Source organism: Syntrophales bacterium, from assembly GCA_030655775.1.
GTDB lineage: Bacteria > Desulfobacterota > Syntrophia > Syntrophales > JADFWA01 > JAUSPI01.
The window spans coordinates 13,233-40,166 of record JAUSPI010000255.1; the positions used below are offsets into that span (position 1 = coordinate 13,233).

Genomic DNA, 26,934 nt, shown 5'->3' on the forward strand with positions numbered 1-26,934 from the left:
GACAATAGTTTGTCGATATGACAAAAATTTTGCAATTATTGATTAGGAGTGAGCTTAACTTTAAAGCCTTATATCTATATAGGATTTTTTTCTCAGTTCTTCGAGCCATTCATAAAACTTCTTCTCAATCTTGACCTGACCTATCCTATCTTTAATTTCTTCACGTACTGACTCGAGCGACTTTATCCCTGCACCCTTCCTGTCCGTCACCTTTATAATATGAAAACCTATGGGAGATTCGATAACATCACTTATCTGACCATTCGCTAAGCTGAAGGCCTCTTTGTCCACCTCCGGAAGAATCATCCCTTTCTCGACAAAACCGAGGTCGCCACCGATTTTTGCGGCAGGTCCTTGGGAATGCTCGCTTGCCAACAACTCAAACGATTTTCCTTCTTCCAATTGCCTATGTATCGTTTTAGCCTTCGCTCTCAGTTGCCGTTTCTTTTTCTTGCTGCAATCTTTGGGTAAAATGATAAGTATCTGTTTTATTCTAACTGCCTCTTCTCCCTCATAATCCTTCCGGTGCTCACGATAATAATCGCCTATCTCCTCATCGGTAACGGAAACTTTTGATTTTATGTTTCTTCCAACCAGTCTCATCTTCATCAGGTGTTCTTTAACTTCTTCTTTATACCTCTCGAAGTTGCTTCCCTCTTTAGCCAGAGTCTTCATGAAATCTTCCATCTTGCTATTTCTTCTGGACAACATATCACCGACGGCTTGCATAACATCTTCTTCTTTCACAACAATTCCCAGTTTCTTTGCCTCTTGCGTTACCAGGGTTTCATCAATCATCTTGTTCAACATTGCCAGCCTGGCCTCTGCAATAATCTTTTCCCTGCTTTCTCCTTTTCTGGATTCCTCTATCTTTTTCAAATGGGGTTCAAGGTCGCTGTTCAACTCAAATAGGGTTATAACTTCATCATTCACAATGGCAACGATCCTGTCTACAATTTTAGCATTTAGCGGATTGGATAGAAATATCACCGCAAAACAGATAAATATACATACTTTCAACGCTTTCATAAACACCTGCCAATTTAAGTTTTAAGTGACTAAAGTGAGCTAAAGTGCCTAAAGTTAAGGTTGATGCATTCGTAAAAAGCCATTTTTTGTCACCCAAAATCATGTCCTGAACTTGTTTCAGGATCATTCAGGGTCTCTAAGTTGTTGAAATGTTTAGATGCTGAAACAAGTGAGATCCTGAAACAAGTTCAGGATGACAAATGACACATTTTGAGACTTTTTACGAATTTGTCAACTTTAGGCACTTTAAACTTTAGTTCACTTTAGGCACTCTTTTTACGACACTTTGACCTTCCTAAGGAGGTCCCTGTTAATTTTGATATCTACCTCCGACCTTAACTTTTTCAACCACTTCATATATTCAAGCTCTTCTTTTTCTTTTTTCAGATCGAATATAATCTTCTTCTTTACTTCCGAAAAGCTTATCCTCTCACCTTTACTTTTCTTAAAAACCTTGAAGATATGATAGCCGTAAGGAGTATTTACCACCTTGCTGATTTTCCCGGGGGGCAAAGAAAATACAACCTTATCAAAGGATTCCGGCATCACCTCTCGACTAAAAACTCCGAGGTCTCCGCCTCTGATACTTTCCGGACCGGTGGAAATCTCCTGCGCAACCTTACCAAAATCCTCTCCACCCTTCAATCTTTTAAGAACTTCTTCTGCCTCCTTACGACTTTGGACGACAATATGAGCGGCATGAACCCGTTCCCCGGAGATATATTGCTCTGAATGATCCTCATAATATGCAAAAGCTTCATCCTCTTCAACCATAATAATGGAATTCACATCATGATGAACCAGTTTTTCCAGCATTACCCTTTTTTTCAACGCTTCCTTCCAGATATCATAATCTATTCCACTTTTCGTAAATATCTTTTTAAATCCACCATCAGGATAATCCTTGTTTATTTCCTCAATTCTATTCTTCAAATCTTCATTACTAACGGACAGGGAAAGCTTTTCAGCACGAAGCAGCATGATCTTATCATCAATAAGTTCATTCAATATTTCCTCTTTCAGCCGGTCGATTTCACCCTCTTTCAAGGACGGAATGCTCTCCATGATATCCAGTTCTTTTTTTAATCTTTCGTTGAAATCACTCAGGAAAATCTTCGCTCCATTGACAGTAGCAATATATTTCTTCGCAGTGTCATCCACACCCTGACAGCCGGATAAGATAATAAATAAAACAACACCTATACACAGAAATTGCCATGTACGATACGACCCGTTTCTATACATCTTAACTCCTAAACCCTTTAAACTTGAAACTCACGCAGTAAATCCTTTGCCTGTTTTAAAACTTCGTCACCGCTAAGGCCCGACATCGGGACACTTAGTTTAAAATCGGGTGTAAACTGCGACCCTTTCATCTTTTTCTGGGAAAGTTCAACTATCTTTCCCGGTTCAACGGGGCTATCCTTATGAAAATAAATGGAAATCTTCTTCCCGTCATACTCCATCTTTTTACCCCAAACATCCTTTAAAAGGTTCCTGGCACTGATAATCTCCAGAAGATTTTCAACTTGCGGAGCGATAAACCCATAGCAATCTTCAAGCTCTTCTCTAATCTCGGTTAGGTCATCATCAGTGGCAGCCATGGATACCCGCTTATAGGTTACAAGCCTCCTGTGCATATCGGCTATATAATCATCCGGAATAAAGGCCGGCAATCCCATATTGATTTCCGGCTTTATTTCCTCTTCGGGCATCTTTTCACCCCTGAGTTCCCTAACAGTTCTTTCCATTAACTGAGTATAAAGCTCATAGCCCACGGCGGAAATATGACCCGACTGCGATATTCCCAGGAGATTCCCGGCTCCCCTTATTTCCAGGTCATGAGAGGCAATCCTGAAACCGGAACCGGGTTCCGAAAATTCTTTGATTACCTGAAGTCTCTTTCTGGCGTCCTCTGAGAGCATTGCTCCTTTGGGAACCAGGAGAAAAGCGTAAGCTTCTTCTTTTGACCTTCCTACCCTCCCTCTGAGTTGGTACAACTGGGAAAGTCCAAATCTGTCCGCACGATTTATAATCATTGTATTTGCCGTCGGGATGTCAATTCCTGATCCTATAATCGTGGTACACACAAGGACATTGTAATCCCGCTGTAGGTATTTCACCATAACATTCTCAAGTTCCCTGCTCTTCATCTGGCCATGGGCTACTCCAACCTTAGCCTCGGGAACCAGTCTCTCTATAACTCGCGCCATTGTGTATATTGAACGTACCCTGTCATGAAGAAAGAAAACCTGGCCACCTCTTTCAATCTCTCGTCTGATAGCATCCCTTATCGCATCTTCATCAAACTCCAAAGCATACGTTTTGATGGAAAGACGATCATCAGGAGGTGTGTTGATAATAGATAAATCCCTTATCCCAATTAACGACAGATGCAGTGTCCTCGGTATAGGGGTCGCTGTCATTGTCAGAACATCAACAAGGGCACGTAACTTTTTCAGCTTTTCTTTGTGGCTCACCCCAAAAAGCTGTTCTTCATCTATAATAACAAGTCCCAAATCTTTAAAAACAACGTCCTTCTGCAAAATCCTGTGGGTGCCGATTACAATATCTACCAACCCTCTGTTTATCGCCTCAACGATTTCCTTTTGCTGAGCCCTGGTTTTGAACCGGTTCAAAACCTCAACGCTGACAGGGGTTTTTTCAAGTCTCCTGGCAAATGTCTGATAATGCTGTTCTGCCAGAATTGTTGTGGGAACCAGAACCGCCACCTGTTTCCCCTCCATCGCCGCCCTGAAAGAGGCCCTCAGTGCTACTTCGGTCTTGCCAAACCCGGCATCCCCGCAGATTAATCTGTCCATCGGCTTGGAATCACTCATATCATAGATGATTTCCTCTATAGCTTTTGCCTGATCCGGAGTCTCATCATACTCAAAGGAAGACGAAAATTCATCATAATATCTGTCGGTAGGAGAAAACGAGTGCCCTTCCATCACTTCCCTGGCGGCATAAACGGAAACGAGCTCTTCCGCAATTTCCCGCACGGATCTCTTTACCCTCTTCTTAACCACATCCCATGAAGAGCCACCCAATTTATCAATGCTCGGTACATAACCATCCGGGCCGATATATCTCTGAATCTGATCCAGACGGTCAACAGGGATATAGAGCTTATCACCTCCAAGATACTCGATAAGCAGGAAATCATTCTCGATCTTTCCAATTGATAACTTTTTAAGCCCAAGGTATTTACCTATGCCATGATCGGTATGGACAACATAGTCCTCCTCCCTCAACTCCCCAAACGATTTAAGAAAATATCCCTCTCTGACCGGTCGTGCCCTTCTCCTTTTTTCCTTTTTGCCAAAAACTTCCTCTTCACCAACAACAATGATCTTGAGACCTGGAAAATGAAAACCCTCAGTTATCTTCCCATCTCTTAAGATCAGGCTTCCTTTGCCATCATGCCGTGCCAGCTCAGATAAGACAGGGGCATCTGACCTGGTAACAGGGAGGGAATATCCCATAAGCAGATGGGACATTCTCTGAATCCCTTCGTCTCCGCTACACAAAAAGGATACAAGATTTCCATCATCCATCCACTTTCTAATCTTTTCCACGAGAGGGGCCAGAATACTATCTTCCATGCTGATTTCAGATGTTTTCTTCTTCAGCCCGGTATTGGTCTCAATATGAAATTTGACTGCAGAATCATTTTTATCATCAATGCCAAATTCAAGTCCCTCAATATATACCTTCTTGAAATCCACAAAGCGCTGAAACAGTTCCGCCATTGATACACAAAAAAAATCTTTTTCCAGATAGAATTTATCTTCTCTTTCGGCCTTGAGTAGAAATCCATCTATATCATTTACAATCTTTTCTTCAGCCTGCTGCATGGCGATGAAATCGTCAAAAATCAACATGCTATCCTCAGGAACATAATCAAAAATCGTATCAAGACCATTATAAAACAGAGGTAAAAACAGCGGGTTTATCGAAGAGGAAAGACCATTTTTTATTATTTCGGCAATGCGATTTCGCACGGTTATAGAAGTGCCCAGCTCACCCGCCCTTTTCTTCAAGTTCCTTATAGCCTGTCGCTGTACATTCCCTGACAGTATAAGCTCCCTCGCAGGGGTGAGAACAAACTCATCGAACTCTTTAGTAGATCTTTGTGAAACCGTATCAAATTCCCTGATCGACTCTAATTCATCCCCTATAAACAGCATTCTCAAGGGCGTATCAGAGATTGGAGGAAAAATGTCAATCACATGACCCCTTACACTAAACTCCCCCTCCTCCTCTACCAGGGCTACCCTCCTGTAGCCTCCCTCGTCCAGCTTCGCGGTAAAACTATCCCTTTCCAAGGTATCACCTATGGATATTGTCTCAACATAATCTTCAAGAATGTTTCTCGGAACAGCTCTTTGCAGAAGGGCAGAAAGCGGAATAACAAATACGGCGGGATTACCGGAAACCAATCTGAAAAGGGTATCTATCCTCCTTGGCTCCACATCCCCCTGGCAAGAAAGCATATCGGTTGAAACCATTTCCCATGGCGGATAAAAGACAACATCGTTACCATCAAGGAAGAAAGAGACATCCTGGTATACATCTTTTGCTTTTCTTTCGGTGGAACAAATTATAATCTGGGGTTTCTTTATGGTTTTAAAAAGCGCTGCAAAAAGGAAGGACTTTGCCGAACCGTGAAGACCGCTAACCTTTAATTCGTTCTCTCCCTGGTTAATCTTCTCGATAACGGCATTAAAGACGGGATCAGATATCACAATTTCTTTCACCAAAAACAATCTCACTCCCGAAGTATTTGAAACATTCGGCTATCATCAGCCGTCAGTCTTCAGCTCCAATCTCCAACATTCCCTTAAGGGCCTTTTCGGCTGGAACCCGTACATCTTCAGGAACCTTGATTACATGTTTCATTTCCAAAAGCGAGCTTAAGATATCTTCAAGTGTAGTGTATTTCATGGTACGACAGATCAGCTTATCCGAGGCAGAAATAAATTTCTTCCCTGGAATTTCCTTTTTTAGCTGATACATGATTCCTGCCTCGGTACCGACAATAATTTCCCGGGCATCGGTTTCTTTGGCAAATCTGATAATCCCCTGGGTACTCCCAACATAATCCGCTATGTCAAGTATCTCCGGGGCACATTCGGGATGGGCGACAAATTGCGCCTGTGGATGCTTAGCTTTAACCTTCTTTACTTCTTGTGGTTTTACAAAATGGTGAACCGGGCAGTAACCATTCCATGGAATGATTTCCTTGTCGGTAAATCTGGCAGTGTAGCGGGCAATATTTCCATCGGGAATCATAAGGACTTTTTTATAATTTTTGAGCGAATTGACTACCCCTAAAGCATTGGAAGAGGTACAGCATATATCGCTCTGGGCTTTTATTTCGGCGGAAGAATTCACGTAGGTCACTACTGCAGCACCCGGATTTTTCTTTTTCGCCATTTTTAGCTGCGGGACGGTAACCATATCTGCAAGCGGACATCCGGCATCCAGTCTTGGGAGAAGCACAGTCTTATCAGGAGATACTATTGAGGCACTCTCCGCCATAAAGAGAACACCTGCAAAAACAATAATATCGGCATCTGTTTTGGCTGCCCCTATACTCAAAGCCAGTGAATCACCTAAAATATCAGCAATCTCTTGAATCTCGTCTCTTTGATAATAATGCACCAATAGAATGGCATTCTTTTCTTTCAGTAACTTCCTTATCTTTTTCTGTAAATCAAGGTGCCCCATTTATTAGCTCCGAGTTCCGAGTTTGGAGTTCAAAGTTCAGGGTTCCGGGTTGAGCTTTAAACTTTAAACTCGAAACTTTGAACTCTGAACTCTCATCTATAACATCAATTAGATTAATTCAAGTGAAAAAGACCCCCGTTCCATATTGACAAGGAAGAACTTTTAAGATAGCGTTTTTCACCTAAATTACCGATGCAACCGGACAAAAATGCGTTAACCGTTTAAGTTCAAAACGCTTACGGAGGATTATATATTATGATAACAGTTGAAGAAGCACTCAACAGAATACTCGGTTCTATCACTCCCCTCGGTTTGGAAAAGACAGACATACTGAACTCACTCGGAAGAGTTCTGGGAGAAGATATATATGCTGACATGGACATTCCCCCTGAAAACAATTCGGCAATGGATGGCTATGCCCTCCGTTGGGAAGACACAAAGAAGGCATCAAGGGAAAATCCAATTATTCTTAATGTTATTGAAGACATCCCGGCAGGACATACCCCTCTGAAGACCGTCAACTCCGGCGAGACATCCAGGATAATGACCGGAGCTCACATACCACCCGGTGCCGATGCAGTTGTGAGAATGGAGGAAACAGAAAAAACCGGGACAAGTGTAAAGATATTTAGCGAAGCCTCAACAGGACAGGATATAAGGTTTGCAGGCGAAGATGTTAAAGATGGTGAGCTTGTTATTCCATCCGGGACTGTCATCAGACCTGCAGAAATAGGCATGATGGCCTCACTCGGCCGCTCCTTTATAAATATTTATCAGAGACCCGTGGTGGCAATCCTGGCTACAGGTGACGAACTTGTCGATATAGACGAAAAAATGTCATCGGGAACGATCAGAAGCAGCAACAGCTATTCCATAGCTGCGCAGATCATAGATTGCGGCGCTATTCCACTCCAGATAGGCATAGCAAAAGATGTTAGAGAAGACCTGATCGCAAAATTTAAGGAGGCGAGGCGAGCTGATATCATAATCTCGTCCGGTGGCGTATCGGTGGGAGATTATGACCTCGTAAAGGAAATCATGAAGGAAGTGGGAAACAGGATGGAGTTCTGGCAGGTTGCAATGAGACCCGGTAAACCCCTTGCCTACGGCACTATTGAAGATGTTCCTGTCTTGGGACTCCCCGGCAATCCTGTGTCATCCATGATTTCATTTGAACAGTTTGCAAGACCCTCAATTTTGAAGATGATGGGGCACAAAAAACTGTTTAGAAAAACGGTAACGGCGATTCTGAAGGAAGAAATCAAGAAGAAGAGCGGGTTTAAAAACTTCATACGAGCCCATATAACATATGAAGGTGGAAAATGCTTCGCCACAACGACCGGTGAGCAGGGATCCGGCATTCTGAAATCGATGGTCAGGGCGAACGGGCTTATAGTGCTGCCAGAGAATAAAACAAAGGCCAAAACGGGCGATGAAGTCACAGTACAATTAATTGACAACTCTCTTGCACTGACGGTACAACCAGAATACTTGAATGATGTTAGCATTAAGCTTTAAGATAAATAGCGGAAACAACAGGCAGCAGTTTGTAACCGTTGACATTTAATAAGTGATCCGATATTAATATGCCGATTGCGGAAGTGCCAAGGTCACTGGTGGGCCTCCTGGACTTCAAATCCAGTGTGGGGCGCTAGAACCGTCCCAGGTGGGTTCGATTCCCATGCACTTCCGCCAAAATATTGAAGAAGAGAAGAAAGAATTAATGAATAGACCGGAAATAGAGTATCCATGTGTGGCCCGAATATAAAGGAAATTTGTCAGAAATACAGGACACCTATTTAGGATTCATCAAAAAGCTTACGCTGGAAACATTGACAATCTCGTAAAAAGTCTTTTTCTGTCACCCTTAATTTATTTCAGGGTCTCTAACTTGCTGAAATAATTAGATGCTGAAACAAGTTCAGCATGACAAAGAGCACACTTTCTGACTTTTTACGAGTGCATCAAACATTAAAGCATGGCAATGATAAAAAAGACTCCGGGAAAACAAACGGAAAAGGATAATAAGATAAAGGAAGTGGGTCAAGTCTGCTCTTGACTCATCTTCATTCCTTCTCATAAATTACACACAGAGAATTAATATCGTGGCGCTATAGTCAATTTTCAAAGTTCAGTTATCTGCTCATTCACGCAACTCAGACCACGCATGAAAAGCAATGTCTTATAAAACCAAAAACAGAGAACTGGCACGGCAGGCTTAAAAGGGATGATAGATGGTTGAAAAAGCATTTCAGGATTACTACGAAGAGGCACACAGTGTCTGTTATGGTTGTGGCCGCCTGAACCAACACGGGCTCCAAATAAAAAGTTATTGGGAAGGTGATGAATCGGTTTGTCGATTCACCCCGCTGCCACATCACATAGCCATGGCAGGTTATGTTTACGGGGGAATCATTGCGTCGGTCATCGATTGCCATGGAACCGGAACGGCAGCCGCGGCAGCCTACCGAGCAGCAGGTCGTGACATGGGAACAGAACCGGAATTAAGATTTGTAACAGCATCGATACATGTGGATTATTTGCGACCGACACCCATTGATGCCCCCATGGAGCTTCGCGGCAAGGTTAAGGAAATCAGAGGGCGCAGGATTATCGTGAACATTACGCTATCCTCCAAAGATCAAGTATGCGCAACAGGAGAAGTCGTCGCTATACAAATTCCGGAAGGCCTGTAATGAAAATCTCTGCAAGCATCCTGCAGTTATTCATTTACCAAAGTTCCCATGGCAAACGCCGATACATCTTTATATGTAAAATTTAACATCTTCCCGAACAGTCAGCACCTTTTTTGGCAGTTAGATTCACCCTGCCTTTTTTTTCTCTTTCTTCAGCATTTCCTTCACGTCTACATAAGGGTCCTCTAATTTCGCCTTCAAGATTATTGCCATTCCCTCGGCTGCAACTCTCGGGTTCGGCCCTATTTTGTAGTCAATCGTGATGATCATCAATGTATCAGCTTTTTTAACCCCTATGATTTTCAGTGAAACACTCTGAACAACTGTAGTCATCCTTCCTATTCCCACCATACCGAGCGAACACGTACGGCCGGAGGTGATAGAACCTGTTATAATAGCCTGTACTCCCAGTGCTTTTCCAGCTTCAGCCATCGTATCGACGCTGCATGGTGCCTGAACACCTTTTTCGCCAATGTATTTTTCTATTTTGCTCCAGTCACAAACCTGATATCCCAATTTCATCAATTCTATACGAAGATTGTCTCCCACTACGGCCCCTAAATCACCTATTCTTCCGTATGGCCTGGTTGGACTTTCCTGCCCTAAAAATATCGCTACTCGTTTAATCTCCTTCAATTCTTCTTTTGTAACGGGTGGAATCACTGCAGTATTGATATCCGCTTCCTCAACGGATTGATATGCAAATGTGCCGAGCTGAACCGCGGTAGGAGCAACGGCAATTAATGGTAAACTCTGACAACCTATGAGGAAAAACTGGATCAGGAAAGTAATGAGACTGAAGCTTAACCATTTTTTTGGAAGGCGCAATATTTTTTACCTTTAAAACACTATATTAAAGCTTTGCATAATTGCTTTCTTAGTCATTGCGAGGAGCGAAGCGACGTGGCAATCTATTCGTAATTACAGGTAATTTGAGATTGCTTCACCTTCGTTCGCAATGACATTAAGGTATTATGCAAACGTCTCTATATCATATTCGGGCTTGACCGGAGGTCAAAAGAACCCGCCCCTGATCAAATCAAGAGCGGGTTTCTTCAAAAATAACATAATGCTACAATTCTTAGCGGACTTGTATCTCCCTAAATGGATTGTCAGTTCCCTCTTTAAAGAAGAGGAATCGATTCCCCTTTGCCTGCTGAGTCTGGAAAAGGATACCGTGCTGTTTCAGACCATTGAAAAGCTCTTTTTGAAAATCGAATCTCTTGCCCTGATAATTGACATCAAGCTGGAAGTTCCCGGGGGACTGATTTCGAACGTCTCTGTCCTTGAAACCGCTCATCTTTTCAATCACATCCACAATTGTGAATGTATCTTCTTCTGAAAAGTTTCTAAACCACAGGTCAAAACGGGCACCTGCATGCACCGAGCGTTGAAAGTAAGCCAGAGTATCACCAATCAAGGCTTCGGCTACGGCTTTTCCCAAGGCATCCGAGGCTTTAGCCGCTTGCATGTTGTCGTAATAGTCTCCGGCCTTAATAGTCTTTACATACAGATCACCGGACTTCTGTGCGATCAGGTCCGCTGTAGCCGGGGCAACGGCACGCAGAGCGACCTCCACTATAATGCCGCCGAAGTACTTACTTTGGCCCCCGACCTTTTTGGCAGCATGCACATCATAAACTAACAGGAGATCCGCCCTGTACTTCAGGGCAAGGGCTGACAGGTCATCCATATCTATATCGATACGTCCCGCCTGTTCAATCTCATTATAAACATTGCTAATAAACATTCGATCAAGGACTATAAACCCCTTCCGGGCAAAAACACCGTTAATGGCCTGCTCGGCTGCCCGGACAACCCTTGAATTACGGTTGGCAGAACTCTTCGTCTCAGGCACATAAACCGCCATAAACCGTGGATTACCAACCGTTGCCATAAGAATTCCGATGGCTGTCAAATCATTTTTGATTGATGCTGTCTGGACATCAGCACGGATGGTTACAGTGTATATGGAACCATCCGGGGTTTTACCTTCAGACAGTATGCTGTAATTCGTAACATAACCGCTTGCTCTTGAATAGATCTTGTCCTCCAGTACCTCGAAATTGGCCACTTTTGTTTTGGAATCAACCAGCGTGCCGACCCCCTGCTCCACCGCGGCCCTTTTTGCACCTTCAATAGCCTTCAGACGAGCCTGATTATCATCGCCTCCAATTATCTGTGCCTGGCCAACTGCAGTTACAGTCGCACCATAAACCAGCGGGACACAGAAGAGCAACACCCCCAGAAATATGCTCGCATAAAAAATAGTTTTACGTTTCATAACGATCCTCCTTGCCAAGGTAATTTCTTATTACCTGTCAATTTTAACTCCATTAATATATCCGTACCCCGCCTTCTTCACTGCTTTTCTTCACCGGAGCTTCCTTGAGCAGCTTCTTTTGCTGTTCGTATTTCCGGAGATTAGAAATAGTCGTGTTGCTCCTTGCTACTGCTTCTATATAAAGATTGTTATCTCCACACATGGCCGCCTTTTTATACATTTTTCTTGCAATTTCGAGGTTTTTCAGGCCTCCAAAACTTTCATAACCAACACCGAGATCATAATATGCCGCAGAGTTTGTGGGTTCGGTCTTGATTACCTCTTCCCATATCTCCATGGCCTCTTTCCATGATCCACGTTTGGCAAATTCAATTCCCCGTTTTATCATATTGTGTCCACCGAATCCGTATTTACCGCCATCATCAAACTGCACAACCGTCGCAATCTGAGTTGGGGAGATTTTTGCAACAAGTGCAGCGGCAACCTTGGAGGAAAGTTCATTTATGGTTTGATTCTGGGCGGGAAGTTCACTCAATTTATCACCAAAAAACAATGCGTTCTCCTCACTGCCGCCAAACTTTTCATTATAGTTGTTCGTAACCTTTCCTGTGGCGACGATTCTCCTGGTTCTCAGATCGAATACTTTGAAATCCGCGGTCAGTGAAGCCTGCCGAATGACATAAGCCACAGGTCTCAGCACGGTACGTTTTATTTCTACATCAACCCACTTGCCAAATATGTTCTTCTCCTTTTTGTACTGACCGGTACCTTCTTTCATCTGGACCTGATCAGTACCACGAATATCGTTAATGTCAGCAGTTACTCGTCCTGTAATTATGCCATCGGCATGGAGATTTTCAAGGGCGGGCAAAACCCTGGGATCATCTATCTGGTCATAGATTACTCTTTCCAGGGCACTCATCTGGGTAGTATCAATAAGATCGAAATGCTCAATCTCAGCAAGCTTATTATAAAAATCGCTCCTTACAGTTTCCCCGTACTTCCCATCAAATTTAAGGACAGCCAGCGTTCGGATACCTCCAACAGATACTTCGGCAGGCTTGATGCCATATACCTTTGTCTTTGGTGCACAGCCGAACACAACCATCATGGTAAACAGTATCAAAGACACACACAACCCTAATCTGACAATCTGTCGTTTCTCATGCATAATTATTCCTCCTTTATGCTCCAATTTTCTCGCCTTTATAAGGCCAACTCCCCAAACAGTGTTCGAAAAGGGAGAAAGCTTTAAAAAATGGTTTTTCAGTTTTTAAAAAGTCTAAAGGGAAAAGTGTTAGACTATACGCAAACACACCTGTTCTTACTTTGTTTATCAAACATAATTCGACACTTAATGTCAACAGTTAATTGAAAAGTGGTTCTTGCTTAAAGAGTGGAGAGGAAGGGAAATCGGTTATACAGACGTATAAGGAGAAGCATTATAAATGTTTTACATAAACGGTGCCGTTTATCAAAATGAGATTTTTAGCCCCTGGCCCACATTAAAATAACACAACATATGTGACAGCAAGGACAGAAAGAAAAACTACGGCAATAAGAACAGGTACCCCTGAAGGAACAAAATTTGTTGTCTCTGGCGAAGAACCAGACTCAGAATCATCGATCGCCGAACACTCCCCCCCATAGGAACCCATCAAAATAGTGATAGGTTTTTTACTGAAGGCTGACAGTTTCGATGGAAGGAGGCGAATAAACAGATAGTCAAGTACACTGGCGATGCCGGCAGATATACCCGTGAAAACGTATACAGCCAGTTGAGAACCTTTCCGGTAGAACCAATCGGAATCGAGGGTAATAGTCTCCGTTCTTTTCAAAAGCTTCAAGAAGACAAAGAATGCCAGCCCTGAGAAGAAGAGGAGCTGTAACATTCTTACCACATGCATTCCCGTGTATGCATGGTATTCAACAGGATATGGCAGTATTTTGTAAAGTGGCTCGGGATAGATGCCTATGCCGATACATAAGAAGGCAAAAAAGACCATTGCCCACTGCATGTTCATCTTGGGATCGGCTGCCCTCAGCCCCTTATCTTTTGCAAAGAAGACAAAATATGGGAATTTGATTCCTGCATGGAGGAACACACCGGCGGAAGCTGCCTCCAGCATGAGGTATATAATAATCAAATGTTTGTCTACCGCGGCCTGAAGAATCATTGCTTTGGTCGTAAATCCGCTTGTCAGTGGAAAGGCAGAAATTGACGCAGCAGCAATAGAGCAACAGATGAGTGTCAAAGGCATCGTTTTATAGAGGCCTCCAAGATCTGTACATTTTGTTTTACCGGTCATATAGAGAACAGATCCGGCGGACATCCACAGCAACCCTTTATAGATGATATGGGCAAAGGCATGCGCAGCAGCGCCGTTGATTGACATGGCCGTGCCGATACCGATTCCGCACACCATAAAGCCTACCTGATTGATAATGCTGTAAGCGAGAATTCTCCTGCAGTCATTTTCCATAATGGCATAGATGATACCGTAAAGGGTCATAAGAGCACCAAGCCATATTAGTATTTCCCAACCGGGAAAGACACGAAGCAGTGTATATACAGCGGTTTTAGTTGTAAAGGCGCTCAAAAAGACGCCACCGGTAGCCGTGGATTCAGGATATGCATCAGCAAGCCATGCTTGAAGAGGAGGCACCGCAGCATTCAACATGAACCCTATTAAAATAAGCCACGAGGCAAGTGTCTGAGTTTGAATACGACCGACTGTCAGATTGCCGGTGTCATTAATATATAATAAGATTCCGGCTAAAAGTATGAGACCTCCCACAATGTGAACGAGGACATACCTGTAGCCCGCATTCAAGGATTCCTCTTTTCTTCGTGCCCAGATGAGCATTACGGACGCTACAGCCATAAACTCCCAGAAGATATAGAGAGTAAGGAAATCTCCTGCGAAGACAACTCCCAATGCACTTCCTACATAAACAAGGGACGACAGGTGTTCCAGCTTACCTTTAAGATGTAAGGCGAATAGAAAACTTCCGAATGCGGCGATACAGAAGATGTATCCAAATACCTTGCTCAATTTGTCAACATGAAGAAAATTCAATTCATATTGCATGAAAGGCACGGTTATCGACGCCTCAGGGGTAAGTTTGATGAGATAGAAGAAAGTTACCGCAGGGATGAACAGTATAAGGAATTGTTTTGCCTTCCCTCTAACGACAAGCAGCAGGATTGCTCCAATAAAAAATATAAAGGCGGGTGTAAGAAAGCTATTTATCATAATACTTTTCATCCCTTTTTAGCCAGTATTGCCCCAGTAACTTGGAAACAACAATCATTGTTACACAAGTAATAAATCCAAATAATGCATAAATTCCCGGTATCTTGTCCCACGAATGCTGAGGATGACTGGACACAAAAAATTCAGCGACAACACTCAATGCAAGTATGACATAGCTAAATATCTTTAATTTCTTTATATTTTCGGGTTTATCAAACCAGTCAAATTCTTTTCTCATTTCATCCTCCCATTACAGCCTTGGCCGTCATCCGTGCTAATTCAAGGAAAATGCCCGGCCAGAGAAATAAGATAAAAGAAACAACAGCAGTAAATACAAGGGGTGCCACTGCTAAAACAGGGGCTTCCTTGATCGTTGTCTCTTTATTAAATTTACTGCCCTGTGAAAAAAAGGCATCATAGGTTATTGGCAGAAAGTACGCTGCATTCAACAGGGAACTGGTTAAGAGAACCACCAGTATCGGGAGCTGGTTTATATCAATGCACCCCAGGGCGAGATTCCACTTACTCCAGAATCCGCCGAAAGGCGGCAGACCGATAACGCTCAGAGAGCCAAAGAAGAAGGCACCCATGGTTATCGGCATCATCTTCCCGATGCCTTTCATCTCGCTGATCTTTTTTATGCCGGTGTTGACAAGTATTGCACCTGCACAGAAGAACAGAGTGATCTTCCCAAAAGCATGCATCGCTATATGCAGCACACCTCCCGTCATACCCAACACACTCATAAGTCCCCCCGCCATAACCACATAAGACAGCTGACTTACCGTTGAATAAGCTAACCTCGCCTTCAGGTCATCCTGCTTCAAAGCAAACAACGAACCCACAAGAATGGTAATGGATATAAAGTAAATCAGAAAGACATCAAGAGATAGAGCATGCATCAAGTCTATACCAAAGACATGAAAACAGATACGCAGCACCGAGAACACTCCAACCTTTACGACGGCAACAGCATGCAACAGTGCACTGACAGGGGTTGGAGCCACCATCGCGGAAGGCAACCAGGAGTGAAGCGGCATAATAGCCGCCTTGCCTATACCTGCGATGAATAGGAAAAACATTACGGTGAGCATGGTTTTAGAGGCAGCCCCGGCCAATATTCCTTGATCCGCAAAATCCAGGGTTCCCGTAAAATGATAAGTTAATATAAGTGCCGGAAGCAGAAATGCTATAGATGCACCCATCAGATATGTCAAATACTTCCTGCCGGCAGAGCGAGCTGCTTTATCCTGATGATGCGTAACCAGCGAGTAAGTAGACAGTGATAACATCTCATAGAACAGATAGAGCGTGAGAAGATTGGCTGAAAATGCAACTCCAATCGCTGAAGAAAGAGCAAGCGCGAAGAAGGCAAAATACCGCGTTTGAGAATGCTCTTTCAGGGGACGCATATATCCCATGGAATATACAGTTGTTACTATCCAGAGCGAAGAGGATACCAGCGCAAAGAGAAGGCCAAAAGAGTCTACCCTGAAGGCGATTCCAACACCAGGTAAGACATCAACAAGGTTATAGTATATCCTCTGTCCCCCAAGGATGACGGGTATCATGGAGGCAATTATGCCAAACTTTGTAAATGCGATTAAAAAGGTACATGCCTCTCTTAAATTCGGTTTTTTGCCAAAGATAATAATTAAGAGTGACCCGAAAAGAGAAACAGCCACTGCCAGAAGAGGCTTAACAGATACGATAGTTTCCATAAACAGCAATAACTCCGTGAAAAACTGCCCAGAATCAGCGCAAAGCACATTGGGAATAAGCATTCTATCCTTCACCGGAAGAATACTCATTCCTTAAACCGTAAGATGTCGTGACATGCCCTGCTTGAAAAATGTGACGCCTCTATAAACCATAAATCGTCAAATGTCAAAGGGAAAATATGGCCTCCATATAATTTCACCGGTCCATGCCTTACAATTAACCTGTTTTCGAATGATCTAATTTTTATCAATTAATCCGTTTATTCCGGACATTGGAATCGCAGATGCTCCTTGACAAAAATTACAAAGTAGGGAATTATGCCCTCAAATGTTTAATAAGGTTATTTCATTAAAGATGGTCAGGATATGGTAACATCCTGCGATAACAGAGAAAGTACCATTAAGGTGTCATTGAAAAATAAAGGTAGTTAAAATGTCCAAACTTTTACTCATAGATGATGAAAAAGCAATTGTCAGGGTTCTTTCCATTTCGTTGAAGAGCGACGGTCATGAAGTAGTTACTGCATACAGCGGTAAGGAGGGGATAGAAGTATTCCAGCGTGAATCTCCCGACATAGTTCTTACAGATATAAAGATGCCCGGCATGGATGGCCTTGAGGTCTTAAAGACAGTGAAAGAGCTGAATCCTGATACGGAAGTAATCATGATTACCGGCCATGGAGATATGGGTTCGGCAATAGAAGCTCTTCAGTATGGCGCCTCTGATTTTGTCAATAAACCTGTCAGGGATGAAGTTCTGGCAATAGCCCTTGAAAGAGCTAAAGAAAAATTGCTCATGAAGCGGAAACTCAGGGAATACACTGAAGATCTGGAAAACATGGTCTGGATTGCCACTGAAGAAGTAAGAAGAAAATCAGAATTTCTGGACAAACTAATCACCAGTTCTAATGATGGGATAGTAGCGACGGATGAAGGAGGAGAAATTATAATTTTTAATCCCGGTGCACAGAAAATATTCGGCTATTCCAAGATTGAAGTTGTTAGAAAGATGGGCATTAATGATGTCTGTCCGCCGGAAATAGGAGAATATTTCAAACAGGCTCTGGAACACAAAACGATTTTTAAAGAATCTGATTGGAAAGAGATCATGATTTCGTCGAAGAATGACCAGAAGGTACCGACAAGATTTTCAGGATCTATTCTTTATGAAAAGGATGAGCCTATAGGTAGCGTTGGGTTTTTTCAGGATCTTACGGAAATTAAACGTCTGGAGCGGAATTTGATCGAATCAGAAAGGCTGGCCGCTATCGGGCAGACCGTGGCCGGCTTAGCTCACCATATCAAAAATATCCTTAGCGGACTTAAGGGTGGCGCTTATGTGGTAAAAATTGGTCTTGACAAAGACGATACAAATAAGGTAAGAGCGGGCTGGAAAATGGTGGAGAGAAATGTTGGAAGAGTATCTGAGCTGGTTCTGAGCTTACTCACCTATTCTAAGGTTCGTGAACCTGAATATAAGGTTTGCCTTCCCAACGAAATCGCCGAGGATGTATGTATGCTTATGGAAACAAAGGCAGAAGAACATGACATTAAAATTGTAAAAGATTTCGATGCATCCATTGGCAAAGTATCTTTAGATTCAGATACAGTTCATCGCACACTACTCAACTTAGTTTCTAATGCCATTGATGCCTGTATTTTTGACGCAGACGAAACCAAGAAATGGCGAGTTCGAGTTAAAACCGTCCTCGAAGATAATGAAATGATTAGATTCGAGGTCATTGATAACGGATGCGGCATGAATGAAGAGATTAAAAAAAATCTTTTCACTTCTTTTTTTAGCACTAAAGGTGGCAAGGGGACAGGTCTCGGCCTATTAGTTACACGGAAGCTGGTAGAAGAACATGGTGGCAAGATAGACGTTTCTTCCAAGTCGGGGAAGGGTTCCACCTTTATTATACAGTTGCCATATAGTAAGGCAATTCACTAAAGTCGTGACATCTCACTCATAAAATAGACGTAACTGTCAGAGAAGTCATAACTGTTTCACGGAGGACCTATTATGGGAAAAAGGGTACTTGTCGTAGATGACGATCCTGATATAGTAGCTTTTGTAGTGACCGTTTTAGAGGAAAATGGTTTCATTTCCTTAATAGCCAAAAACGGTGAGATGGGCATGGCTAAAGCCGTCGAGGAAAATCCAGATCTGATTATCCTGGACATCTTGATGCCCAAACAGAGTGGCATCAAGATGTACCGGGAATTAAAGAGCGCTGAATCTCTCAAGAAAATTCCTGTCATTATTCTATCTGGAATAGCCAAGAGGACATTCCTCCGTTCCCAAGAGGCCTTGACTGCATTTGGCAACCAGACTGTGCCGGAACCTGAAGCATACATGGAAAAACCGGTTGAACCTGAAGAACTGGCAGAGATGATAAAGAAATTTATAGCCTGATACTCGACTCGAATTTGGAGATATTGCAGGAGGTTGTGGGAAAAACGTGGGAACCAAAAAGCTGCTGTTTGTTACTCAGTTTGAAGAATTGTGGTTTGATGCATTAGAATCATTAATGGATCTTAGGAAAGCAGGGTTTAATCACGTGGTATTTATCCATGTGGTTGAGAGAAGTAAAGTGGCCATGCGGCGCGGCAAGGGCTATCTCAAAGACGAAGAAGTAAAATTGAAGGAAATAGCCAATGTGCGTTTTATCGACTGGGCAGAAAGTCTTTTTGAACAGGGGATGGAGGTTGGAGCTTACATCCTTGTGGGTGAGCTCGTCCCCAAAGTCATTTCCGCTGCCCAAGAGGAAGATGTTGATCTTATAGTCACAGGTTACCACAAGAAAGGTAAAATAGAAGAACTTTATGCCGGTTCAGAAATCATAGAGATTCTCCGAAGGACATCCAAGCCTGTATTTGTACATAAGTATATGCTGCCTTCCGGTAAGGTGAATGATAAGCCTTTTGAAAAACCGCTTCTGGCAACGGACTGGTCTCCTGCCAGCGAAAGAGCGGTCGAAACCCTGATCAGTTTGAAGAGTGTTATTAAACATATAGAGGTGATTCATGTCGCCAGCGAAAAGAGCTTAACGGGCTCTTCGGCAATGGGCGTACAAAAAATCCGAAAGGAAACCAGGCAAAGGCTGGATGAGACCTGTGAAATGTTTCGTGCCGCCGGAATAGATGCCGGAGCTCATTTATATGTCGGCAATATTACCGAGCAGATCAATAGAGCAGCGCAGGAACGAGGGGCAAGCATGATTGTTGCCGGGACAACGGGCAAAGGACCGTGGAAAGAGAGATGGCTCGGGAGCGTCCCGCAAAAGTTAGCCGAGGAATCAGAGTTCCCTGCCCTGCTGGTTCCTGCTGAAATTAAAACGACCACCCGTTAAGAGAATTGTTTGGATTGTGATGAAACTCCTTTACGCAACTAATCTCGAAGAAAATACACTTTCTTTCAGCATGATAGAAGACTTATTGGCCTTGAAGAGGGCAGGTCTTGAGGAGATCGTCTTTTTACAGACCATCCCTGACATTATGATGGATAAAAGTGAAACTAAATCAAGAAGGAAATGGCTTGCAGACCTATCCGATCTTGGGATTAAGTCCAGCGTTTTGACAGAAGAAGTGCTGTCTCTACCGGGAATTTTAAATGCAGCCAAGAAGGAAGAAGTATCACTTATTGTGGTCAATCTCGACAGAACGACAAATAATCCATCCCGTAGTTCCCTCATAAAGAATCTGATTAAAACCGCTCCTATACCCATTCTGATTATTAACGACAGTCAAGAGGCAGCAACGGCAAAAGACAAGGGATTTTTCGATCACGTTGTCTTTACCACGGATTGGTCTCCTGCGTCTGAAAAGGCCTTGACATATCTGTTGGGTTTCAAGGAAATACTGGGTGCGGTGGAAATTGTAAATGTCATAAACGGAAAGCTAACTGTAAGGGATATGCGCGAGTTGAAAGAGAAGCTGGCTCACACACGTAAAATATGCCTCGATGAAAACATAGATGCGGAATCACATATCTATGCCGGCCAGACGTCGGAAGAGATAATAACCGCTTCTAAAGATTACAGAGCCACCCTTATTGTCCTGGGCGCTATCTCTGAAAAACCACTGTTTAAGAAAATTTTCAAAAAGAGTTCAACATACATGGTTGCCGAAGAAGCGGCAGTACCGGTGTTAATTGTACCTTAGCAGGCAGTTGGAATTTTTATAGAACGGAAGGGATTTGAACTGTGGAAGTAACACTCTTGATTCAGGCAACAGATGATTCGTTTCGCATTTTGGAAGACGCCAGAGAACAGGCAGAAGGGTTGTTAACCACTGCCGTCAAGATAACATCCGAAACACGACAGATAGAAGAACAAAAAATTCAAGCCCTCTTTAAAGGGGCCCAGGAAACAAAATCCGGCTTCCAGAATTTTATTGCTACTTTTTTCATCCTGATGGTTTTCTGGACTATGTTATCAGGAAAGTTCGACCTTTTTCATCTTGCCCTTGGCGTTATATGTTCCTTTCTAATTGCTTTTATGACGCAGGATTTACTCTTTGCCAATACGAGGGTGGGAGATATAAGAATAATAGTTCAAAGGTTTATTGCTTATATACCATGGCTTCTCTATCAAATCATCCTATCCAATTTCCATGTAGCCTATCTGGCTCTGTCTCCAAAAATGCCGATTGATCCTAAGATAATCAGATTTAACACAAAACTGGAGAGCGATATCTCCTGGGTGACGCTGGCAAACTCAATTACCCTCACACCAGGAACCATTACCATGGATATCATGGAAGGGGAGTTTTTTATTCACGCTCTAAGTAAAAAGGTGGCAGATGATCTCAATACCGGAGAGATGGAAGACAGGGTCGCTCATGTCTTTATGGAAGCAGATCATATCTACGTACAGGATGTATTAGACGTTGCCCGGATATACGGGGCGCTGAGAAAGCATGCTTAGATTATCTCTTGCCCTTTGCATAAAAGATGTAAACAAAAAGTTTTTATAACCAAAACTAATTCTTAACTGCAGGAACCTCAGATGATACGTCAAAGCGATGATATAATTATCGGTACAGTCGCAAGGATGCTGGTACCATTTATTCAGCTTTTTGCTCTCTATGTCATTATGCATGGACACTACAGCCCGGGAGGAGGTTTTCAGGGGGGTGTCATCCTTGGGGCAAGTCTCGTCTTATTACTCATAACGCACGGCTTGCCGGAAACTAAAAAACTTTTATCCGAAAAAGGTGTGACAATACTGAGCTGTTTAGGCGTGCTGATTTATTCAGGAATTGGGCTTCTATGTCTTATCCTTCTTGGGAACTATCTCGATTACGGCCAATTGTCTAAAATCCTGCATGTAACGCCGGCTGAGGCACGATCGCTCGGTATTTTAGGCATTGAAACTGGTGTAGGGCTCACTGTAATGGCCATTATGTTTTCAATATTTATTGATATTTCTACAGGCGGGGTACTCCCTGAAGATGAAGAAGAGTAGCCTTCTGCCACTTTGTTAAGGGTTTATGATGAATCAATTTTTTCTCGGTACAGGTATGGGGATAAGCGTCCTTGTTCTTCTTGTTCTTTACCGCGTTGTCTTTGGGCCAGGTGTTTATAACAGGATAGCAGCCCTTTCAGCTATCGGAACCAAAACCCTGATTATATTGCTTATTATGGGTTTTGTCTTCCAGAGAGTGGAGATGTTCGTGGATATCAGTATGGTCTATGCTCTGCTCAATTTTATAGGCTGCGTAGCTGTTGCCAAGTACCTGGAGATGGAGAGTTAATCGATATGAGTGAAATAGGAACGATTGTACTGTCGGTGATATTCATATTAGGCGGAATCTTTTTCTTTGCCACGGCAACCATTGGGTTATTACGCTTTCCCGATTTTTTCTCACGGTTGCACGCAACGGGTAAAGGGGATACGCTGGCCGTTCTTTTATGCCTCATAGGCCTTGCTATATATGAAGGGATTTCCCTGACCGGCTTGAAGATAGTTTTCATTGCGGTATTCATGGCCCTCGCCCAGCCCACCGCTACCCATGCTATCTCCAGGGCGGCATTGAGGCGCGGTATTCAGCCGTGGACGAAAGGGGAAGATAAAAAGTGATTTTACCATTTGACATCATCATCCTTGTTTTTGTCGTAATATGCGCTGTGGCTGCGATCACTGTGAAGGATCTTTTGAGCGCTGTTATGATACTCGGGGCCTATAGTTTCTTTATGTGTCTCATGTGGGCACAGATGGGTGCCGTTGATGTCGCCTTTACGGAGGCATCCGTTAGTGCCGGCATCGGAACGGTGCTGCTCGTTGCCGCTGTGTTTAAAACCACCAGGAGGACAAAGGATTGAGAATTTTAAACCTGATTGTTGTAGTAATTACAGGAATAATCCTTATCTACGGCACACTGGACATGCCCGGTTGGGCTGACCCGAATTCCCCTGCAAGCAGACACGTTTCCCCACGATATATTACGAAGGCGGTGAATGATACAGCCACACCAAATATAGTGACCGCCGTACTTGCCGATTACAGGGGTTATGATACCCTTGGTGAAACTGTTGTTATCTTCACATCGGGGATGGCATGTGCTTTATTACTGAGAAAGAGGCGCAAAACATAACACTATTAGCAAAACACCTTGCACTTTAGGGAGCTTGTTGGAGCATGCTGGATTTTGATTTTATTGTTAGTAAGTACAACTACTGGATATATATAGTTCTAATGATGATCGGTTTCTATGCCATGATCGGCAAGAGAAATCTTATAAAAAAGATCGTTGGCATGAACATCTTTCAAACGGCAATTATTCTTTTCTTTGTTTCTGTTGCCTGCAAGAAGGGCGCTACTCTGCCGATTTTAACAAATGGCCACGGACCTGTGAAACACGCCATTGACGTTTCTCATTACATCAATCCACTGCCACATGTACTTATGCTTACGGCTATTGTTGTTATGGTCGCCACACTCGGTGTTGCCTTAGCCATAGTCATAATGATTTACAGAAAATATAATACTCTTGAAGAAGACGAGATTCTAAAGGCGATAAAATGACAGAACAGGCACCTATTCTTATTATAGTTATTCCTTTGATGTTCTCTATTGTCACACCGCTTATCGGATTGTGGAAAAAAGACCTATGTTATCCCTGGGTCATTCTGGGCATTACCCTGTCGGTACTTTACTCTATCATTACCTTAAAAACGGTGCTTTGCACGGGGGTCATCCACTACTATGTAGGTGGCTGGATGCCACCGTGGGGAATAGAATGCGTAATTGATTATCTAAATGCCCCTATGATGCTACTGATTTCTGGAATCTCGCTGCTTGTAGCTGTTTATTCCAGAAAAAGTATTGAACAGGAGCTGCCCGGCAAGACCCCTTATTTTTATACTATCTTCCTTTTACAGGTCTCCGGATTTTTAGGTATAGTAATTACAGGTGATCTTTTTAATCTCTTTGTGTTTTTGGAGATAGCGTCACTGGCTGGATACGCCTTAATAGCTGTCGGGGAGGACGGGGCACCGCTGGCCACTTTCAGGTACGTGGTTATGGGAACCGTCGGGGCCTGTTTTTATCTGCTGGGAGTGGGCTATCTCTACCTGGCAACCGGTTCACTCAATATTGCCGACCTTGCCAAGATTTTGCCCAGTATTTACAGTTCCAAGGTAGTCCTGGTTGCCTTTGCCTTCTTTATGGTTGGTGTAGCTATAAAGATGGCGCTTTTCCCATTGCATGCATGGCTCCCCGATGCGTATACCCTGGCACCTTCAACAAGCAGTGCTCTAATAGCTCCATTGACAACCAAGATCGCTGTCTATGTCATGATAAGGATACTGTTTACCGTTTTTGACCCCGACTTTTCCATCATTATGACTCACACAACGGACATTATGGTCTGGGCCGGTATTTTAGCTATCTTTGCCGGCGCAATCATGGCGCTTGCTCAGACGGACTTCAAAAGAATGTTGTGTTACATTGTTGTGGCCGAAATTGGATATATGGTGGGTGGAGTAGGTCTTGCCAATACCATAGCTATTAAAGGAGCAATCCTCCATATTATAAATGATGCCGTTATGACCCTTGGAGTTTTTACTGTAGCCGGTATCGTATGCTATCGTATGAAAAGCCACAATATCTCCGATTTTAATGCCCTCTTCAAAAAAATGCCCTTTACCATGACTGCACTTGTTGTAGCCGCTCTTTCAATGATAGGCGTACCTCCAACATGCGGGTTCTTCAGTAAGTGGTACCTTCTTCAGGGTGCCGTAGTCGCCGGTTCCTGGACATTTGTCATTGCACTGCTCGTATCCAGCCTGGTTAATGTCGTGCTCTTTTTCCGGATTTTTGAAATCGGGTATGTTTTCCATGAAAGCCATGATGGGCATGATTCTCACGCCCATGGAGACGGGGCGTCAGTGATTGAAGAGGCCCCTTTAAGCATGTTGATTCCTACGATGATAGTTGCTGTTGGAATTGTCCTTATCGGCATTTATAATCAGCCCATATTGATAAACATAATTCAGCTTGCTGTCCCTAAGTTGTAACTCACAGAAAAGGAATCCCTCCTTTATAACCACTTCAAAACAAGGGCGAGACCTTTGAAAATATAATTCTTCGATGCTCAAAACATTTTTTCGACAATTCTAAATCTCGCTCCACTGCAAATCCAAAACTCGCTCTTCGAGCTCAAACAGTTGGATTTGCGGTCGTTCCGCTGCGATTTGAATCGTTACCGAAAAAATCTTGATTCGCTCTCAGAATCTCATATTCCCAAATTTCTATGCAGCTTTTGGTGGGTATACAAGGCTTACAACTCATGTTCCAAAAAGGCTTCTTATGGTTTCTTCAAAAGGAGTGGTAGCAACCCCCGCCTCGGTAATGATGGCAGCAATAAAACGATTCGGGGTTACATCAAAGGCTGGATTGTAGACCTTCATACCATCCGGGGCAATTCTCATACCACGAATAGAGAGAACTTCTTCATCGTCCCGCTCTTCAATGGGAATATCATTTCCTTCTTTTATCTCGATATCGATGGTGGACAGAGGCGCCGCTACATAAAATGGAATGTTGTGCTCGGCAGCCAGAACGGCAAGTGAATAGGTTCCAATTTTATTGGCAACATCGCCATTGGCGGCAATACGGTCAGCTCCCACGATGACCAGATCTATCTTTCCCTGTTTCATGAGAAAGCCGGCCATATTGTCTGTTATCAATGTAGCGGGAACATTATCCCGCATCAGCTCCCATGCTGTCAGACGTGCCCCCTGGAGAACAGGCCTCGTCTCATCCACAAAAACGTGGAGTCCTTTTCCCTCCTCGCGGGCGGCCCTGATAACCCCCAGGGCGGTACCGTAGCCGGCCGTCGCCAGGGCACCGGCATTACAATGAGTAAGGATATTGTCGCCGCTTTTGATCAGTTTTCTGCCATGCATCCCTATTTGCCTGTTTATTTCAATATCCTCTTCACATATTTTTACCGCTTCCGTCACCAGCACCTTCTTTATAGCGTCAATGCCTGATTTGAGCTCTCTCTCAAAACACCGCTTCATCCGCTCTATTGCCCAGAAGAGGTTTACCGCCGTTGGGCGTGTCTCGGAAAACTCATCGCATATCCCGTAAAATGAATTTTTCAGATCTTCCTTGGATGAAACGTCCTGATTTCGCATACCGAGGGCGATGCCCATCGCTGCGGCGACACCGATGGCAGGGGCACCCCTTATGGTCATATCATTTATAGCAGAAATAACTTCTGTGTAACTGCGGCAGGTGAGATATTTCTCCTCATGGGGAAGTACCCTCTGGTCGATCATGACAACAGCATCATCTGTCCACGAAATAGTCTTGATCATGGTCCCCTTACTTCACGTTATCATCACAAACGTAGCGTATGGCCTTAAAATTAATTCCAAATATCGTTCTAACTACCCCCAGCCCTGCATACAAGGCAGCCCTGAAGGGTTGCCGCTACTTTTGTTTGGTTCTGGCTGCACTATGTTACTTTCCAAGCATTTTTTTAAGGAGCTCATTGACGAGTTTCGGGTTGGCCTTCCCTCCGGATGCCTTCATGACCTGACCAACAAAATAGCCAAAAAGTTTTTCCCTGCCGCCTTTATACTTCTCCACCTGGGTGGGATTGGCTTCGAGGACTTCCGCGACGGTTTTTTCCAGAACACCTTCATCGGTTATCTGTACCAGTCCTTTTTCTTCTATTATTTCTTCCGGGGAACGGCC

At 43.5% G+C, this 26,934-nt stretch carries 26 protein-coding genes and 1 tRNA gene; 15 read left to right on the forward strand and 12 right to left on the reverse strand.

Annotated elements, in window-relative coordinates; all coding sequences use genetic code 11:
- Nucleotides 1-60: 60 nt before the first annotated feature.
- From Q7J27_14250 to nadA, 4 genes are all read right to left on the reverse strand, one after another.
- A complete protein-coding gene (locus Q7J27_14250) occupies nucleotides 61-1,029 on the reverse strand; it encodes a peptidylprolyl isomerase (GenBank protein MDO9530302.1) in 969 nt (322 codons plus the stop codon).
- A 276-nt stretch (nucleotides 1,030-1,305) separates the two neighbouring features.
- On the reverse strand, nucleotides 1,306-2,274 hold the full coding sequence (locus Q7J27_14255) for a peptidylprolyl isomerase (protein MDO9530303.1): 969 nt from the start codon (nucleotides 2,272-2,274) through the stop codon (nucleotides 1,306-1,308).
- A gap of 17 nt (nucleotides 2,275-2,291) precedes the next feature.
- Nucleotides 2,292-5,792, reverse strand: coding sequence for a transcription-repair coupling factor (mfd, locus tag Q7J27_14260; protein MDO9530304.1), 3,501 nt, complete (start codon nucleotides 5,790-5,792; stop codon nucleotides 2,292-2,294).
- Between the two features lie 52 nt (nucleotides 5,793-5,844).
- The gene (nadA, locus tag Q7J27_14265) at nucleotides 5,845-6,765 is read right to left on the reverse strand and encodes a quinolinate synthase NadA (GenBank protein ID MDO9530305.1); all 921 of its coding nucleotides are present in this window, start codon (nucleotides 6,763-6,765) and stop codon (nucleotides 5,845-5,847) included.
- A gap of 255 nt (nucleotides 6,766-7,020) precedes the next feature.
- Between nadA and Q7J27_14270 the strand changes: the two genes are divergently transcribed.
- From Q7J27_14270 to Q7J27_14280, 3 genes are all read left to right on the forward strand, one after another.
- Nucleotides 7,021-8,283, forward strand: a complete 1,263-nt coding sequence (locus Q7J27_14270) for a molybdopterin molybdotransferase MoeA (protein MDO9530306.1) — start codon at nucleotides 7,021-7,023, stop codon at nucleotides 8,281-8,283.
- Between the two features lie 79 nt (nucleotides 8,284-8,362).
- Nucleotides 8,363-8,460 (forward strand) — tRNA-Sec (locus Q7J27_14275).
- Nucleotides 8,461-8,999: 539 nt separating this feature from the next.
- Nucleotides 9,000-9,461: a PaaI family thioesterase gene (locus tag Q7J27_14280; protein MDO9530307.1), complete on the forward strand. Its 462-nt coding sequence runs from the start codon at nucleotides 9,000-9,002 to the stop codon at nucleotides 9,459-9,461.
- Nucleotides 9,462-9,587: 126 nt separating this feature from the next.
- Here the strand turns inward: Q7J27_14280 and Q7J27_14285 are convergent, their stop codons facing one another.
- The 6 genes from Q7J27_14285 to Q7J27_14310 form a co-directional block, all read right to left on the reverse strand.
- Nucleotides 9,588-10,289: a hypothetical protein gene (locus Q7J27_14285; GenBank protein ID MDO9530308.1), complete on the reverse strand. Its 702-nt coding sequence runs from the start codon at nucleotides 10,287-10,289 to the stop codon at nucleotides 9,588-9,590.
- Nucleotides 10,290-10,542: 253 nt separating this feature from the next.
- A complete protein-coding gene (locus tag Q7J27_14290; GenBank protein ID MDO9530309.1) occupies nucleotides 10,543-11,745 on the reverse strand; it encodes a flagellar assembly protein T N-terminal domain-containing protein in 1,203 nt (400 codons plus the stop codon).
- A 52-nt stretch (nucleotides 11,746-11,797) separates the two neighbouring features.
- On the reverse strand, nucleotides 11,798-12,916 hold the full coding sequence (locus tag Q7J27_14295; GenBank protein ID MDO9530310.1) for a hypothetical protein: 1,119 nt from the start codon (nucleotides 12,914-12,916) through the stop codon (nucleotides 11,798-11,800).
- Between the two features lie 334 nt (nucleotides 12,917-13,250).
- Complete coding sequence (locus tag Q7J27_14300) at nucleotides 13,251-15,002, reverse strand: Na(+)/H(+) antiporter subunit D (GenBank protein MDO9530311.1); 1,752 nt, start codon at nucleotides 15,000-15,002, stop codon at nucleotides 13,251-13,253.
- The gene (locus Q7J27_14305; protein ID MDO9530312.1) at nucleotides 14,992-15,240 is read right to left on the reverse strand and encodes a hypothetical protein; all 249 of its coding nucleotides are present in this window, start codon (nucleotides 15,238-15,240) and stop codon (nucleotides 14,992-14,994) included. Before Q7J27_14305 ends, Q7J27_14300 begins: the two co-directional genes overlap by 11 nt.
- A gap of 1 nt (nucleotide 15,241) precedes the next feature.
- Nucleotides 15,242-16,723 (reverse strand): monovalent cation/H+ antiporter subunit D family protein, encoded by a 1,482-nt coding sequence (locus Q7J27_14310; protein MDO9530313.1) that lies wholly within the window; start codon nucleotides 16,721-16,723, stop codon nucleotides 15,242-15,244.
- Between the two features lie 433 nt (nucleotides 16,724-17,156).
- Between Q7J27_14310 and Q7J27_14315 the strand changes: the two genes are divergently transcribed.
- The 12 genes from Q7J27_14315 (at nucleotide 17,157) to Q7J27_14370 (ending at nucleotide 25,244) form a co-directional block, all read left to right on the forward strand.
- A complete protein-coding gene (locus tag Q7J27_14315) occupies nucleotides 17,157-18,674 on the forward strand; it encodes a response regulator (GenBank protein MDO9530314.1) in 1,518 nt (505 codons plus the stop codon).
- 72 nt (nucleotides 18,675-18,746) lie between these two features.
- Nucleotides 18,747-19,139, forward strand: a complete 393-nt coding sequence (locus Q7J27_14320; protein MDO9530315.1) for a response regulator — start codon at nucleotides 18,747-18,749, stop codon at nucleotides 19,137-19,139.
- Between the two features lie 46 nt (nucleotides 19,140-19,185).
- The gene (locus tag Q7J27_14325) at nucleotides 19,186-20,076 is read left to right on the forward strand and encodes a universal stress protein (protein MDO9530316.1); all 891 of its coding nucleotides are present in this window, start codon (nucleotides 19,186-19,188) and stop codon (nucleotides 20,074-20,076) included.
- Nucleotides 20,077-20,095: 19 nt separating this feature from the next.
- Nucleotides 20,096-20,887, forward strand: a complete 792-nt coding sequence (locus tag Q7J27_14330) for a universal stress protein (GenBank protein ID MDO9530317.1) — start codon at nucleotides 20,096-20,098, stop codon at nucleotides 20,885-20,887.
- Nucleotides 20,888-20,928: 41 nt separating this feature from the next.
- Entirely contained in the window at nucleotides 20,929-21,651 is a 723-nt protein-coding gene (locus tag Q7J27_14335; protein MDO9530318.1) for a Na+/H+ antiporter subunit E, read from the forward strand.
- A gap of 81 nt (nucleotides 21,652-21,732) precedes the next feature.
- Complete coding sequence (locus Q7J27_14340) at nucleotides 21,733-22,191, forward strand: MnhB domain-containing protein (protein ID MDO9530319.1); 459 nt, start codon at nucleotides 21,733-21,735, stop codon at nucleotides 22,189-22,191.
- 25 nt (nucleotides 22,192-22,216) lie between these two features.
- Entirely contained in the window at nucleotides 22,217-22,480 is a 264-nt protein-coding gene (locus Q7J27_14345) for a monovalent cation/H+ antiporter complex subunit F (protein MDO9530320.1), read from the forward strand.
- Nucleotides 22,481-22,485: 5 nt separating this feature from the next.
- Nucleotides 22,486-22,806, forward strand: a complete 321-nt coding sequence (mnhG, locus tag Q7J27_14350; GenBank protein MDO9530321.1) for a monovalent cation/H(+) antiporter subunit G — start codon at nucleotides 22,486-22,488, stop codon at nucleotides 22,804-22,806.
- The gene (locus Q7J27_14355; protein ID MDO9530322.1) at nucleotides 22,803-23,048 is read left to right on the forward strand and encodes a DUF4040 domain-containing protein; all 246 of its coding nucleotides are present in this window, start codon (nucleotides 22,803-22,805) and stop codon (nucleotides 23,046-23,048) included. Before mnhG ends, Q7J27_14355 begins: the two co-directional genes overlap by 4 nt.
- Nucleotides 23,045-23,320: a hypothetical protein gene (locus Q7J27_14360; GenBank protein MDO9530323.1), complete on the forward strand. Its 276-nt coding sequence runs from the start codon at nucleotides 23,045-23,047 to the stop codon at nucleotides 23,318-23,320. The genes Q7J27_14355 and Q7J27_14360 overlap by 4 nt, the downstream gene beginning before the upstream one ends.
- A gap of 44 nt (nucleotides 23,321-23,364) precedes the next feature.
- The gene (locus Q7J27_14365) at nucleotides 23,365-23,751 is read left to right on the forward strand and encodes a cation:proton antiporter subunit C (protein ID MDO9530324.1); all 387 of its coding nucleotides are present in this window, start codon (nucleotides 23,365-23,367) and stop codon (nucleotides 23,749-23,751) included.
- Nucleotides 23,748-25,244, forward strand: a complete 1,497-nt coding sequence (locus Q7J27_14370) for a monovalent cation/H+ antiporter subunit D family protein (GenBank protein MDO9530325.1) — start codon at nucleotides 23,748-23,750, stop codon at nucleotides 25,242-25,244. The genes Q7J27_14365 and Q7J27_14370 overlap by 4 nt, the downstream gene beginning before the upstream one ends.
- 270 nt (nucleotides 25,245-25,514) lie before the next feature.
- On the opposite strand, the gene mtnA is transcribed toward Q7J27_14370, so the two are convergent.
- Entirely contained in the window at nucleotides 25,515-26,552 is a 1,038-nt protein-coding gene (gene mtnA, locus Q7J27_14375) for an S-methyl-5-thioribose-1-phosphate isomerase (GenBank protein ID MDO9530326.1), read from the reverse strand.
- A gap of 145 nt (nucleotides 26,553-26,697) precedes the next feature.
- Nucleotides 26,698-26,934: Asp-tRNA(Asn)/Glu-tRNA(Gln) amidotransferase GatCAB subunit B (locus Q7J27_14380; protein ID MDO9530327.1), on the reverse strand; the 237-nt coding region annotated here is incomplete at its 5' end.

What these genes read in the sequence shown, in the direction of transcription:
- Q7J27_14250 (MDO9530302.1), bottom strand. Translation starts at nt 1,029, where the DNA reads ATGAAAGCGTTGAAAGTATGTATATTTATCTGTTTTGCGGTGATATTT.
- Q7J27_14255 (MDO9530303.1), bottom strand. Translation starts at nt 2,274, where the DNA reads ATGTATAGAAACGGGTCGTATCGTACATGGCAATTTCTGTGTATAGGT.
- nadA (MDO9530305.1), bottom strand. Translation starts at nt 6,765, where the DNA reads ATGGGGCACCTTGATTTACAGAAAAAGATAAGGAAGTTACTGAAAGAA.
- Q7J27_14270 (MDO9530306.1), top strand. Translation starts at nt 7,021, where the DNA reads ATGATAACAGTTGAAGAAGCACTCAACAGAATACTCGGTTCTATCACT.
- Q7J27_14280 (MDO9530307.1), top strand. Translation starts at nt 9,000, where the DNA reads ATGGTTGAAAAAGCATTTCAGGATTACTACGAAGAGGCACACAGTGTC.
- Q7J27_14290 (MDO9530309.1), bottom strand. Translation starts at nt 11,745, where the DNA reads ATGAAACGTAAAACTATTTTTTATGCGAGCATATTTCTGGGGGTGTTG.
- Q7J27_14295 (MDO9530310.1), bottom strand. Translation starts at nt 12,916, where the DNA reads ATGCATGAGAAACGACAGATTGTCAGATTAGGGTTGTGTGTGTCTTTG.
- Q7J27_14300 (MDO9530311.1), bottom strand. Translation starts at nt 15,002, where the DNA reads ATGATAAATAGCTTTCTTACACCCGCCTTTATATTTTTTATTGGAGCA.
- Q7J27_14305 (MDO9530312.1), bottom strand. Translation starts at nt 15,240, where the DNA reads ATGAGAAAAGAATTTGACTGGTTTGATAAACCCGAAAATATAAAGAAA.
- Q7J27_14310 (MDO9530313.1), bottom strand. Translation starts at nt 16,723, where the DNA reads ATGGAAACTATCGTATCTGTTAAGCCTCTTCTGGCAGTGGCTGTTTCT.
- Q7J27_14315 (MDO9530314.1), top strand. Translation starts at nt 17,157, where the DNA reads ATGTCCAAACTTTTACTCATAGATGATGAAAAAGCAATTGTCAGGGTT.
- Q7J27_14320 (MDO9530315.1), top strand. Translation starts at nt 18,747, where the DNA reads ATGGGAAAAAGGGTACTTGTCGTAGATGACGATCCTGATATAGTAGCT.
- Q7J27_14330 (MDO9530317.1), top strand. Translation starts at nt 20,096, where the DNA reads ATGAAACTCCTTTACGCAACTAATCTCGAAGAAAATACACTTTCTTTC.
- Q7J27_14340 (MDO9530319.1), top strand. Translation starts at nt 21,733, where the DNA reads ATGATACGTCAAAGCGATGATATAATTATCGGTACAGTCGCAAGGATG.
- Q7J27_14345 (MDO9530320.1), top strand. Translation starts at nt 22,217, where the DNA reads ATGATGAATCAATTTTTTCTCGGTACAGGTATGGGGATAAGCGTCCTT.
- mnhG (MDO9530321.1), top strand. Translation starts at nt 22,486, where the DNA reads ATGAGTGAAATAGGAACGATTGTACTGTCGGTGATATTCATATTAGGC.
- Q7J27_14365 (MDO9530324.1), top strand. Translation starts at nt 23,365, where the DNA reads ATGCTGGATTTTGATTTTATTGTTAGTAAGTACAACTACTGGATATAT.
- Q7J27_14370 (MDO9530325.1), top strand. Translation starts at nt 23,748, where the DNA reads ATGACAGAACAGGCACCTATTCTTATTATAGTTATTCCTTTGATGTTC.
- mtnA (MDO9530326.1), bottom strand. Translation starts at nt 26,552, where the DNA reads ATGATCAAGACTATTTCGTGGACAGATGATGCTGTTGTCATGATCGAC.